Annotated in this window: 11 protein-coding genes; 9 read left to right on the top strand and 2 right to left on the bottom strand. The window is 42.9% G+C overall.

What is annotated here, in order from left to right:
* The first annotated feature begins 25 nt into the window (after positions 1–25).
* The 4 genes from GNP95_RS09755 (at position 26) to GNP95_RS09740 (ending at position 3,357) form a co-directional block, all read left to right on the top strand.
* A complete protein-coding gene (locus GNP95_RS09755; RefSeq protein WP_230873758.1) occupies positions 26–256 on the top strand; it encodes an acyl carrier protein in 231 nt (76 codons plus the stop codon).
* Positions 257–453: 197 nt separating this feature from the next.
* On the top strand, positions 454–1,266 hold the full coding sequence (locus GNP95_RS09750; RefSeq protein WP_155610618.1) for a sulfotransferase family protein: 813 nt from the start codon (positions 454–456) through the stop codon (positions 1,264–1,266).
* Between the two features lie 194 nt (positions 1,267–1,460).
* Positions 1,461–2,072, top strand: coding sequence for an adenylyl-sulfate kinase (gene cysC, locus GNP95_RS09745; protein WP_330163356.1), 612 nt, complete (start codon positions 1,461–1,463; stop codon positions 2,070–2,072).
* A 277-nt stretch (positions 2,073–2,349) separates the two neighbouring features.
* Positions 2,350–3,357 (top strand): hypothetical protein, encoded by a 1,008-nt coding sequence (locus tag GNP95_RS09740; protein WP_155610617.1) that lies wholly within the window; start codon positions 2,350–2,352, stop codon positions 3,355–3,357.
* Between the two features lie 54 nt (positions 3,358–3,411).
* On the opposite strand, the gene GNP95_RS09735 is transcribed toward GNP95_RS09740, so the two are convergent.
* Positions 3,412–4,509, bottom strand: coding sequence for a glycoside hydrolase family 88/105 protein (locus GNP95_RS09735; protein WP_155610616.1), 1,098 nt, complete (start codon positions 4,507–4,509; stop codon positions 3,412–3,414).
* A 155-nt stretch (positions 4,510–4,664) separates the two neighbouring features.
* Here GNP95_RS09735 and GNP95_RS09730 point away from each other — a divergent pair, with 155 nt between their 5' ends.
* Positions 4,665–5,498: an AraC family transcriptional regulator gene (locus GNP95_RS09730; protein WP_155610615.1), complete on the top strand. Its 834-nt coding sequence runs from the start codon at positions 4,665–4,667 to the stop codon at positions 5,496–5,498.
* An 87-nt stretch (positions 5,499–5,585) separates the two neighbouring features.
* The gene (locus GNP95_RS09725; protein WP_330163334.1) at positions 5,586–7,052 is read left to right on the top strand and encodes a family 43 glycosylhydrolase; all 1,467 of its coding nucleotides are present in this window, start codon (positions 5,586–5,588) and stop codon (positions 7,050–7,052) included.
* A gap of 155 nt (positions 7,053–7,207) precedes the next feature.
* On the opposite strand, the gene hcp is transcribed toward GNP95_RS09725, so the two are convergent.
* Positions 7,208–8,893 (bottom strand): hydroxylamine reductase, encoded by a 1,686-nt coding sequence (gene hcp / locus GNP95_RS09720; RefSeq protein WP_196427121.1) that lies wholly within the window; start codon positions 8,891–8,893, stop codon positions 7,208–7,210.
* A gap of 272 nt (positions 8,894–9,165) precedes the next feature.
* Here hcp and GNP95_RS26595 point away from each other — a divergent pair, with 272 nt between their 5' ends.
* From GNP95_RS26595 to GNP95_RS09705, 3 genes are all read left to right on the top strand, one after another.
* The gene (locus GNP95_RS26595; RefSeq protein ID WP_155610614.1) at positions 9,166–10,980 is read left to right on the top strand and encodes a cache domain-containing sensor histidine kinase; all 1,815 of its coding nucleotides are present in this window, start codon (positions 9,166–9,168) and stop codon (positions 10,978–10,980) included.
* The gene (locus GNP95_RS09710) at positions 10,889–12,082 is read left to right on the top strand and encodes a response regulator transcription factor (RefSeq protein WP_155610613.1); all 1,194 of its coding nucleotides are present in this window, start codon (positions 10,889–10,891) and stop codon (positions 12,080–12,082) included. Before GNP95_RS26595 ends, GNP95_RS09710 begins: the two co-directional genes overlap by 92 nt.
* A gap of 149 nt (positions 12,083–12,231) precedes the next feature.
* Positions 12,232–13,551, top strand: a complete 1,320-nt coding sequence (locus GNP95_RS09705; RefSeq protein ID WP_155610612.1) for an ABC transporter substrate-binding protein — start codon at positions 12,232–12,234, stop codon at positions 13,549–13,551.
* The last annotated feature ends 42 nt before the right edge of the window (positions 13,552–13,593 follow it).

The following is a 13,593-nucleotide window of genomic DNA, read 5'->3' as shown; positions in this document are numbered from 1 at the left end:
TCAAAAGGAGTGACCTAGATTGGATATGAGACGGATTGTGCTCGAATTGATAGAAAAAGTTTTAGAAAGTCAAAATTCTCTTAATCCTGACGAAAATCTGGTTGACCAAGGATTAGATTCAATCAAGACAATTCAATTTATCGTTCAACTCGAAGAAAAAATCGGCATAACGATTGCTGATGATGATTTGTTAATGGAAAATTTCGATAGAATTGAAAAAATCATTTCATTAATTGATAAAAACCTGGTGAAGTAAATGCCCGAACGGTAGTAAATCTTCATTTGGTTGTTAGCAGTATACCTTATGACTTGATTTTATTTTTTCAGTGTGACCGTTGCACATTTGATCTCGGACAACTCTTCTTTCATCATATTATTGGCTTCACTTATGAGGTGTCCACTTTTATTCTAGTTGCATATTAATTTCGCTAAATAGAAAGAAGGAAAAAGATATTGAATGACAAAAAAGTGGTTCCAATTTTTGTGGTAGGTTCTCCTCGCTCTGGGACGACTCTTATAGGGAATGTTATTGGCAATACTAATTCTGTTTGTAATATGGAGGAGTTTTCAGGCTTTTTCTTTAGTTATTATATTGCCCCAAGAGAGTTTTATGGGGTTCCTTCTCCATACAAAAAAAAATATATAAGGGAATTACAGGAATTCTCTTCTGTATTTGCTACTAGTATAACACTAAAAAAAAATAAACAATTTTTCTGTGACTCAACTCCGTGGAACATGTTAATTATTAATGATCTTTTATATAAATATCCCAATGCAATAATCATATTAGTTATACGACATTTTTCGGGTGTAATCCAGAGTTTGGAAAAATCGTATCACATCGGTTATAAATGGGCAGGGGCTAATTGGATAGAAAGAGCTAATTTGTGGAGTAAATTTTATTCTAATGCAAAATTTATACCGCAGAAAAATAGAGTCATCTTAAGTTATGATGAATTGTGCTCTAATCCTGTTGTGACACTAGAAAGATTTAAGAATGATTTAATACAAAAAGGATTGGATCAATTAGAACTTAACTACAATTATCTTGCAGTTAATAATGCCTCTGGAAAGAAAATAACAATTGGCAATAGGACAGAGGATGGTTCCATATATCTTCAAAGTATACCGAGTTATAATGCAGAATCTTGGACTGGGGATATTTATGATCAGATCCTGCCTATTGTATTAGATACTCACATAAAACTAAGAGATCTATGTTCAAACAATTACATTTTGCCACACGGTTATCAGAATGAATATTAGTTGAGTGTAGGGCTTGAGAGGGCATTGATAAACTGAAGATAAGAAGTGAATTCTGTTTAATGTGCTGACGATATAGGTATTTTACATCTTCTCGTAATTTCTAGATGATATTAACAGTTGAGTCGGGGCTAATGTCAAGATTAGGTTTCATAGTTGGATAGCAGATTGAAATGTACTAGCAATAGAGGTGAAAAATAGTGCTACAGAGCCAGAAAAATATCGGTTGGAATCAAGCTTTAATAACTAGAGAAGATCGTTATCTTTTAAATCAACATAAAAGTTGTGTACTGTGGTTTACTGGATTATCGGGAGCAGGCAAGTCAACACTATCTGTAGCTGTCGAAGAAGCACTGTATCATTCTAATATTAGGTCATATATTCTAGATGGAGATAATATTCGACAAGGTCTTAATAAAGATTTGGGGTTCTCTCCTGAAGATCGAAAAGAGAATATACGTCGCATAGGAGAGGTAGCAAAATTATTTGTTGATTCAGGATTAATTGTATTAGCTGCTTTTATTTCGCCGTATCGAGAAGACAGGGAAGCGGTTCGAGCATTATTTACTGGGGACAGCTTTATTGAGATATATGTAAAGTGCTCCCTGGAAGAATGTGCGCGAAGGGATCCAAAGGGCTTTTATGAAAAGGCAAGAAAGGGTGAAATTAAGAATTTTACTGGCATAACCGACCCGTATGAAGAGCCGATTTGTCCCGAGCTTATTATTGAAACTGACCATCAGGACCTTGAAGATTCTGTAGCTAAAATTATAAATTATCTGAAAACCAAAAGACTTCTAATAAGGTGATATTGAAACAATTCCTAAAGGCGCACATGTGAAGAAAGCTATTTTAGCTTTAAAAGAAAAATATCCCTATTGATAAGAACAATTCTTATATGAAATGGGGGGGGATGAAAAAGCAAGTCAACGAAATCAACAGATCCTTTGAGAACTATAGCGAAGAAAAAGATGATGATACTTAGAGATTTTTGAATAAAGCAGATAAATAGATATTTATACAAGAAAAGGAGGTTATAAATTACATCGGTGTAGGGGCTTAAATTAGATTTACGGAGGTTTTTATATGAAGGTTCTTCCTCTTGTATATCCAACAATAGATTCGCTACCTCAACATTCATACATTATGTCAATATTAGAGGTTAATCATCAAATTGATCACCTAATATTTGATAAATACATACAGTTTAAAGTAGATGAATATAAAAATGAAGTCGCAGTGCTTGATTATTGTGAAGATGACTTTTTATCTTATTCACAGTTTAAAGATGACAGTTATTTACTAACTAGAAGAGAAATTGATGTTGATATTATTAAATTTTTAGTAGAGCATATTGAAAAAGAATACTATATTTTTTTACATGTTGATGAGTATTTCCTGCCATTTTCTAGGGCTTATAGAAATTATAATTTAGGGCATGGGATAATGATATATGGTTATAATGAAGAGAACAAGACTTTTAATGTAGTGGGTTATGATATTAATAATAAATTTTCGTTTAACTTGGTAGGCTACTCTGAATTAAGGAAATCATATGAAAAATTACCTGAATATTTCAAAATAAATAACGATGACTATCTAAAAAAAATATTTATGTTGAAGCCTAAATTTGTAGAAAGTAATTTAAATAAAGATTTGTTAGTTTGTTTAATTACTGAGTATAAGCATTCGGCGAACACCATTAAAAATTATGCTAAAGATTACTACACAAATTGTAATACTTTTTTTGGCATATCAATATATAAAGTGTTAATTAAGCACTATAGATTAGCTTTATATGACGAAAAAATCAATTTATTAACAAAGAATTTTTATATTTTAATCGAACATAAAAAACTAATGAAAGATCGTACAGAATTTACTTTTAAAAAAATGGGTATTAAAAATACAGAATTATTAGAATGTATCAATGTAATTCTAAGAGATTTACAGATCGCAATGAATTTAAATATCAAATTTAACTTAACAAAAGACAAAAAAAATATAATAAAAATACTGAATACTCTTGAAAAAGTATATTTAATGGAAGTAAATTTTTTAAATAAACTTCTTCTTACATATAAAAGGTTTTAGCACAATAGAGAGCCGGCGATGCCGGCTCTCTATTGTTATTTGCAGATTTCCGCATTATGTTTCCGCCAGATTCATCTCTACGCACATGAGAATGAAGGCGCCAGCGCCGTGCAGATCGTTTTCACTGGTTGGGCGGGCAATGTAGTGGGCGTAATCGCCGATTCCGGTGCCGATGCAAATGTTGCCGATCACGACGTTGCCGTTCTCGTCGAACTTTAGCGTATCGATTACGCCTTGATAGCCTTTCCAGGCATAGTCCATGTATTTGGGGTCCAAATAGCCGAACCGGACCGCCTTGGCAATGGCATGAACAAATAGCGCTGAACAGGAATTTTCCAGCCAATTATCCGGGCTGTCTCCTTTGTCGATGACTTGATACCACAGTCCAGTGGCGGGATCCTGATAGTTCGTCAGAGCGATAAGCAGATCCTGCAGAATGGTCACGAGCTTGGCTTTATCCGGGTGATCCTCCGGCAAGTATTCGAACATTTCCAGTAAAGCAACGGGATACCAGCCAATAGCGCGGCCCCAGAATTCCGGCGCGACACCTGTAACGGGGTCGGCCCATTTAGCCTCTTTAGTCTCGTCCCAGCCGTGGTACAACAGCCCGGTGGCCGGATCCTTCGTATGCTTCGCCATGAGGAGAGCCTGGAAGGTCATCATGGAGAAATATTCGCTGTCGCCGAAAGTCTTGGCAAATTGTACAGCAATCGGGCCGGCCATATACAAGCCGTCCAGCCACATTTGATTCGGATAATGCCCCTTGTGCCAGAATCCGCCCGACGGATTCGTCTGCCATGACTTCAGCAGAGGCACTAGCGTATGCAGCGCTTTTTTGTATCGCTCGTCTCCTGTCTGTTCATAGAGAGTGAAGAGAAGCACGCCGGGCTGAATGTCGTCAAGCTCGTCAGACTTAAACTTCTTGATGCTGCCGTCCTCAAGTACTTGGCTGTCCACCCACCGTTTCATATAATCGTACAGCTTCTGCTCTCCGGTCTGCTGCCAGCATTTCTCCATGCCGGACAGAAAGACCCCCTGATGGTAGTGGAACCGGTCCGGCGGAAGATCCTCCGGCTCGAATTTGGCCATAATTGCTTCGCAGGCGGTTTGCGCCCATTGAATTGGGTTCTTAAGGGATGTGGATGATGGCATTGATATCCTTCCTCCTTCTTGTTTATACTGCTATTCTAGCATCGTAAAATGTACATGTTTTGCATATTTATTCTCTTTCTTCTTATTTCTTGCGATATAATGAAATACTAAGAACTATATCGTCAACAACGGCTTGAGAAGGAGAGCGAAACAGTTTGGGAGATCTTTATTTTGAGAATCGCACAGGGAATTTCCTGGTGTCCCACCGGAAAGCGTTAAGCCACCATATGCCGGTCAGCCATTTTCACAGCACGTACGAAATCTACTATTTGATGTCCGGCCAGCGGAATATCTTTATTCAGGACCGAACGATAGCGGTCAACGAGGGCGATGTGGTCATTATTGCGCCGAATATTCTGCATCGTACGATCAATGCGGCCCAGCCGAAGCATGAACGGCTTATCATTAATATACACGAGCAGTATTTTGCGCCGGATGGTTCCCATAAGGAAGCGCTTCGGCCTTTGCTGGAACGGGATTATTTGATCGTGAACGGTTCCTTGCGCAGCCAACTGTCGATCGAGCCGCTGTCCCGGGCTATTATAGAGGAAATGAAGGAACAGGAGAGCGGCTTCGAATTATATGCGCGGACGCTCGCCGTGCAACTGCTTATCATTTGCTGCAGGCACTTCAAGCAGAACGCCATGGAGGCGCTAGCCTCGCCAAGTCCCATGCATGAAAGAATATCGGAGATCGTCCGCTATATTAATGAACATTACACAGAGGATTTATCGCTGCATTTGCTGGCGGATAAGTTCTATATCAGCCCCTATTATTTAAGCCGGTACTTTAAAAAAGCGACGGGTTTCACATATGTAGAGTACGTGAACAGCGTGCGGATTAAGGAAGCCAAGAAGCTGCTGGAGCACTCTTCTATGAAGGTGCACTTAGTCGCCAGAAGGGTAGGTTTTGGAAGTGTAACGCATTTCGGCCGGGTGTTCAAGGAGGTTACGGGCAATGTGCCGTTATATTATAGAAGGAATATTTAGTTGCACCCATGAGTTTTCTCCGGCAACTTTTGGTTGATATGCTGGAATCATTTAATCCTTTACACTGTTGTAAAGCAGCAAAGGGAGATGAACGCGATGATGCCAAGCCAGGCTTTGAACCCATACTTGCCTAGCTACGAATACATCCCCGATGGTGAACCCTATGTATTCGGAGATAGATTATATGTATTTGGTTCGCATGACAGATTTAACGGTAAGCTTTTTTGTATGAATGATTATGTTTGCTGGTCTGCCCCCATTGATGATCTAAGTGATTGGAGATACGAAGGGGTCATCTATAGGAAAACGCAAGATCCTATGAACAAATTAGGCTTGTATCAGATGTATGCACCCGATGTGGCAAAAGGGCCAGACGGGCGATATTACCTGTACTATACATTGGCCTTTCGCAGCGTTATGGCCGTAGCTGTATGTGATTCACCGGCAGGCGAGTATGAGTTTTACGGTTATGTAAGCCATCCGAACGGAGATAGGCTGTGGGATCACAGCGGAGATCCTATTTTATTCGATCCCGGCGTTCTAGTTGATGATGATGGATGCGTTTATCTGTATTCAGGCTTTGCACCAATAAAAGATGTTCCTTTTTTTGTGACAGGATGGAAGAAACGAACTTGTAAAGGCGGATACGTAATTCAGTTACAGCCGGATATGAAAACGGTGACCGGTGAACCGAGGCTTATCCTTCCCAAAGCGGGGGAGGCAGACGGCACTGGATTCGAGGGGCATGAATTTTTTGAGGCAAGCTCGATCCGTAAAATAAAAGATACCTATTACTTGATCTACTCGTCGATCAACGGCCATGAACTATGCTATGCCACAAGCAAAAGCCCGACAGGCGGCTTTAAATTCGGCGGAACGATCATAAGCAATGGCGACCTTTATATGAACGGGCACGACTCGGATCAAAAGGCCTATAACTATATTGGCAACAATCATGGCGGGATCGTTCAGGTTAGAGATCAATGGTATGTGTTCCATCACAGGCACACGAACCGGCATCATTATTCCAGACAGGGACTAGCCGAGCCGATCGAGATCAAGGAAGATGGGACGATTCAGCAGGTAGAGCTGACGAGTTGTGGACTAAATAACGGTCCCTTAAACGGCAGAGGAGAGTATGAGGCGCGTATAGCTTGTCATTTGATGTCAGCGGAAGGCGCAGGCCGGTATGGGGTTTATTTCGGTAATATAACCTTCCGAAAGCATCCATATTTCACGCAAAGCGGGAAAGACAGGGAGAATAATCCTTATCAATATATTGCAAATATGAGAAATGGAGCCGTGGCGGGCTTCAAATATTTTCTGATGCAGGATGTGTCGGAAATCGCTGTATGTGTTCGGGGTCGTGCTACGGGGTTCATGCTGGTTGCGAATGGTTCACATGCAAAGCCGATCGCAAGGATATCAATCTCGCCAAGCAGTGATTTTACTTATTATGGGGCGAAAATTAACATCGAAAATGGGAAGCAGGCGCTCTATTTTACCTTTGAGGGATCGGGAAAGCTGGATTTCAAGTCATTGGTGTTGAAATAGCAGCTTGTTCCGTCACGTCAATACCGCCATAACAAATAATTTTCCATAATGATAGGCTGCGCTTACTTCTAACCAAGGAAGGGCGCAGCCTATTTTCATAAGATATAAGAAAGTATAGACACCGGGAACTCCGCTTCCCCCTATCGCAATAAAAACTAAGCCCCAAGGAACATCTTCATGTCATCCTCAACATTTGTAATCCCGCCGATGCCGAACTGCTCCACCAGTACATTGGCCACGTTCGGAGAGAGGAAGGCAGGCAGCGTCGGCCCGAGATGGATGTTTTTGACCCCAAGATAGAGCAGGGCCAGCAGCACGATGACTGCTTTTTGCTCATACCAGGCGATATTATATGAAATCGGCAGCTCGTTGATGTCATCAAGTCCCAATATCTCTTTCAGCTTCAGCGCAATCATGGCGAGCGAGTAGGAGTCGTTGCATTGCCCCGCATCCAGGACGCGCGGGATGCCTCCGATCTCGCCGAGATCTAGCTTGTTGTATTTGTATTTCGCACAGCCCGCGGTGAGAATGACTGTATCGCGTGGAAGCTGCTGGGCAAACTCGGTGTAGTAATTGCGCGATTTCATCCGGCCATCGCATCCGGCCATGACAAAGAAACGCCGAATATCTCCAGTTTTCACGGCATCGACTACTTGGTCGGCAATGCTCGTCACGGTGTTATGGGCAAAGCCGCCGACGATTTCCCCGGTCTCCAGCTCGGTAGGGGGCGGGCACTGCTTGGCTAGGGCAATCAACTCGGAAAAATCTTTAGGCTGACCGTCTACACCCTCCGGAATATGCCGCAAGCCAGGATAGCCGGTGTTTCCCGTCGTAAAGATGCGTTTCACATAGCTAGGCTTTGGCGGAACGATGCAGTTGGTCGTCATTAGGATCGGGCCGTTAAAGTCTTCGAATTCACTGGCTTGCTTCCACCAGGCATTGCCGTAATTCCCGACAAAATGCTCGTATTTCTTAAAGGTCGGATAGTAGTGGGCTGGCAGCATTTCGCTATGGGTGTACACATCCACGCCAGTTCCCTCAGTTTGCTGCAGCAGCTCTTCCAGATCCTTCAGGTCATGGCCGCTGACTAAGATGCCCGGGCGATTACGCACTCCGATGTTGACTTTCGTCACCTCGGGATGACCATAAACGCCGGTATTGGCCTGGTCCAGCAAGGCCATGGCGTCCACGCCGAATTTGCCCGTCTCCATCACGAGTGCGACCATTTGATCCACGGTTAATGTATCATCTAAAGTAGCGGCAAGCGCTCGCTGCATAAACTGCTCCACTTCGCAGTTCGTATAATTTAGTTGATAGGCATGATACTGATATGCCGCCATTCCTTTAAGCCCATAGGTAAGCAGCTCCCGCAGGGAGCGGATATCCGCATCTTCGGTGGCAAGTACGCCAACTTCCTTGGCTTTGGCATCCAATGCCTCCTCATCGTAGCCATGCCAAGCCGCAGCATCCGGCAATAACGTCTGGCTGGCTGGATGCTGATGCTCCCAATGCTTACGTACTTCATCACGAAGAGCGAGCGCCTCCCGAATTTTAACGACGAACACGTCCCGGTCAAAATTGGCATTTGTGATTGTAGCGAACAATGAGTCCATCATAAAGACGGATGTCCGGCGTTGCAGCGATTCTGGCAGCTCCGTATCCACGCTGAAAAAGGAAATGCCTTTCAAAATAAATATGAGCAAATCCTGCAGGTTGGCGACCTCAGGCGTCTTCCCGCATACGCCTACGATGGTGCAGCCGACACCTTTAGATGCCTCTTGACACTGAAAACAAAACATCGGCATCCGCTCATCATGATGATTTAACGCAGCTTGATTCATCTATGCGACCTCCTCATTTTTATTTGTGAAAACGATCTGAGCATCATTTACATCATCTATCCATCAGAAGCATAACGCAGGAGGAAAGGCGACTAGGTGATTGGAATCACAATATATCAATCTGATCCAAAATATCCATAATTAGCGAAAATAGATAACAACCCCGTTTTCTTTTGTAAAGACAGATGTTTTTGAAACATCCTATACAAATTAGGATTTGAATTTTAGAATGGATAAATAATAGCAGCTATGAAATCACTGGAGGTCATGTTGTGAGTAGATGGAGGACCATGTTCCAATGGTTTGGACGATTACAAATCATGCACAAGATTATTCTTATATTCCTTCCATTGATTTTTATTCCGCTCTTTATTTCGGGCTATCTCTCTAGCTACAATTTCAGCCAATCTACCATCCAAAATATGGAGCAAAGTGCCCTGGATGAGTCAAAATTAATAGTATCTCAAATCGATTCTATTATTAGCAATGCAGAGAACAGCGCTAATTTTATTGCTACTGATATTAATCGCATCATTGCCAGCTCCCCTGAGCAGCGTAATTCGGTACAAGAGCTGAAGTTCAGACGGCAGATCCAAAGCAAACTATCCACGGATCTTATTCTGTTTCCCGATGTTGATTCTGCCATTTTTATCGATAGGAGCAACCACATTCATACTTCATACTCTCGCATAAACGAGGATGAACATCAGGTAATTGATAGCGGAATGATCGAACAGATGACTCGGATGGGAAGCTATGGAAGCAATCGCTGGTTTTCGATGGAGCAGCGTAATTTTCTGGTCAGTGACCCGGCGGTTCCCGTTCTTACTCTCGGCAAGGTCGTAATCGATGTAGATAGCGGCAATAAATTAGGCACCTTATTTATCAATGTGAAGGAGACGACATTCTCTTCATTTCTCGGCACTGAGAATAATCAGGGCATTTCCAAGACTTATTTGCTGGTGGATACGGCTCAGAGGATTATTTCCAGTTCGAATCCGGAATATGTTCTAGAGCCGTTCGATCACTTAAAGATGAAGCGGCCCTTGACGTTTCTTAATGAACCCTATTCAGAAATTGTCGATCGTGACCAAGGGCAGGAATTCATCAGCGTATATCCTTACAACAGGATGAACTGGAGCCTGGTGAATATGAACCCGATGACTGCGCTAAAAAGCATGATCAGTCACAATGTCTGGATGACCGTTGTGATCGGGATGGTTTGTTTATTGCTTGCATTCCTAGGCATAGCTCTATTATCCAAGATCCTAGTAAATCCCCTGCTTCAGCTTGCTAAATCGATGCGCAGAGTCAAGGAAGGCGATTTGAACGTTACAGCGGCTATTCGCGCGCAGGATGAGACCGGACTGCTGGCTACCGTATTCAATCTCATGATCGACCGCATAAAGCAGCTTATCGCCACCGTAGAGAATGAGCAGCTCCGTAAGCGGGAATATGAGCTGGCGCTGATGCATGCTCAGATAAAGCCGCATTTCCTCTACAATACCTTAGATACGATTTATGTACTTGCTGACATGGAGAGAACGGAAGAGGCCAGAGATACAACCAAAGCTCTTGCGGATTTCTATCGTGTCATTCTGAGCAAAGGCTATGAAATTATTACGCTGGAAGAAGAGGTGAAAATCGTTAATGACTATTTAACGATTATGCAGGTTCGTTATCCTCATATTTTACAATATGATATTGCTATTCCTGACGAACTCAAGGGAATCCATATTCCCAAGCTGTCGCTGCAGCCCCTGGCCGAAAATGCGATTTATCATGGACTGAAGACGAAGGACAGCAGCGGCTTTATTCGGATTTGTGCGCATGCAGACAGCGAGCATGTAATCATTAAAGTGGAGGATAACGGCGTAGGAATGTCCCCTCAGCTTATATCCCGTATTGCTGATTTCAAAGAGGATTCGGCTAAGAGAACATCGATTGGCATATTTAGCGTGCATGAAAGACTGAAGCTGTATTTCGGTGACATCTATGGTATTCATATTGAGAGCAGAGAGGGCCAAGGAACAACGGTTAAACTGGTTCTTCCCAATAACTACAGCAAAGGTGAACAGAATGTATAAAGTTATGATTGTTGATGATGAACCATTATTCAGAGACTATATGCGAAGCAAACTAGACTGGGCTAGCCACGGATTTCATATTTGCTGCGAGGCGGCTAATGGAAGAGAAGCGCTGGAGGAAGCCAAGGAGAATCGACCGGATCTCGCATTCATTGATATATCCATGCCGTTTATCGACGGGCTGGAATTGACGAAATTGCTAAAGCAGACACAGCCTGATATCTCCGTCGTATTTGTGACAGGTCACAGTGAATTTGATTATGCGAGGCAGGCGGTTCGGCTGGGGGCACAGGATTATTTGCTTAAACCGTTCAATAAAGTTGAATTTGCGACAACGCTTCAGCGGGTAAAACGTGCCTTAGATGAACGCTCCCGGCCTTCTTTTCAGGAGCAAATCCCCCCTCAGAAAGCGGCAAACCTTGGAGTTCTCCCATTTGATGTGCAGGAGACGCTGATTTTGACGCTCAGGATGAGGGAGATGGATGCCGTCCACGAAGAGATGAGCCGAATTTGGCAGGTTATTCACAAGATGGATATTTCCATTTCGAGCGCTAGGGGACAGAGCTATCTGGAGGCCTTAATCAACCTTTGTCGTGCTTATATCATGGAGTCCGAACTGAACCCGGAGGAAGTGTGGGGAACGGGCAGCGCGCTAGAGCAGCAGCGACAAGCGCTGCCCTCCTGGGAAGAGGCCCTGGGATGGATCGCCGAGCTGTTCAGCAGAGCGGTTAACTATAGGGAATCTTTTAGGCCTTCGAAATCGTATCAATTATTTACGGCTGCCAAAGCATATATCCAACAAAACTATTCAGATTCAGAATTGACTGTCGAAGGTGTGGCACAAGCCCTATATGTCGATGCCAGTTATTTGCGCAAAGTGTTTAGGAAGGAAGCTAGCGTTTCAGTCGTAGATTATATCACCTACATTCGCATGAAGGAAGCGAAGGACATCCTGCTAACCAGACCAATGAAGCTGTCGGCTGTGGCAGAAAAGGTAGGGTATAATGACCCGAATTATTTCTCCAAATGCTTTAAAAAAAGATTTGGTCTAACCCCTTCCGAATTCGAGCAGCTCCATGCAAATAAGGCGAATCCTGAGTAGATTCGTCTTTTTTGTCCTGTTTATTCCTTATGATGCTCGATTATTACATTAATCAAAACGATGAACAATTTTATAATAAACATACACCTTGAAAGCGTTGCCAGAAGAAGGTGAACAGCACGTTAAATCCAGAAAAGAGGGGTAACAGCATGAAAAAAGTTTGGTTTAAGTCTTTAACAGCTCTAGTCACCATCGCCATGTTATCTTTGTTGCTAGCTGCTTGTTCAGGGGGGGATTCGAGTCAGGGTTCGACAGGCTCAAGCGGTAATTCAGGAGAAGAGAAGGTTAAGCTAAAGGTGTATGCTCAGCATTTTGATGACGACACCTCCAAACCGTTTGACTATGCGGTAGAAGAACTGAAGAAGGAAATGCCGCATGTTGAAATCGTGCTGGATCCTGCGGTACAGGATGGATACCAGAAGCTAAAAACTTATGCCGCTACCGGGAATATGCCGGATATATTCGAAACAGACTGGGTAACTTTGCAAACGTTTGCCAAATCTAAAAACGTTCTTTTATTAGATGAATTTGAAGAAACGACAGCTTTTAAGAATAAATTGAATCCTGGGGTTGAAGGACGGTTAATTGCACCAGACGGTCATATTTATGCTTTTCCATTTACCGGCATCGAATTCCAGATCCTCTATTACAACAAAGAAATATTTGAAGAGGCTGGTATTGAAGTTCCGATCAAGACCGTAGATCAGTTAGCAGAGGCTGCGAAAAAGCTGAAGGAAAAAGGGTATGTTCCGCTTTCCATTTTCGCTAAAGAGAAGTGGATTCCTACAGCGCTTTATCAAGGCTTTGTTACGCGCGAGGAAGCCATGGGCTACGGAAAGCTGGATGAAGCCGGTGTCACTGAACTGCCCGAGTCCTTCATCACTGCAGCTCATCAACTGAGAACATTGCAAGAAGCAGGGCTGTTTGATGTAAACGCTACAAATACGAACTATGATCAGGCTTCATCCTTGTTCTACACGGGTAAGGCTGCAATGTTCGTGAACGGACAATGGGAAATTTACAGCTCTCAAGAAAAACTTGGCGATAAAGTGGATTGGATGTACTGGCCGGCAAAAGATGAAGAAACCTATGAAAAAACTAAATATGCAGTTAACGGTTCTCCATCCCCTGGCGGTTTTGCTGTATCTCAATCGACAAAAGATCCGGAGCTGACGGTGAAGGTAGCCAGCTTCCTAGCTCAAAAGGCTGCCGAGTATAAATACGCTCAGCTTGGCAGTCCGATCGTATCCGTAAAAGTGGATAAAGAAATTACGGCGGAAATCCCGCCGATGATGCAGCGCATTGCAGATGAAATACTTCCAAATGCTACCGATTATGCGGTCGCCCTGAACAATGTTTCGATCAAGAATGTGCTGGATGACAATACGCAAAGTATGCTGATCGACGGCTTCTCCACGGAGCAGTTCATTAAAAATCTAAATTCCGTATTGGCTAAAGAGAACAAGTAAGACATAGAGACCCAGCCGTCCCCCTTGATGTATGTGTTAAAT

Source organism: Paenibacillus woosongensis, from assembly GCF_009725165.1.
GTDB lineage: Bacteria > Bacillota > Bacilli > Paenibacillales > Paenibacillaceae > Fontibacillus > Fontibacillus woosongensis.
This window is presented reverse-complemented; position numbering and strand designations above follow the sequence as displayed.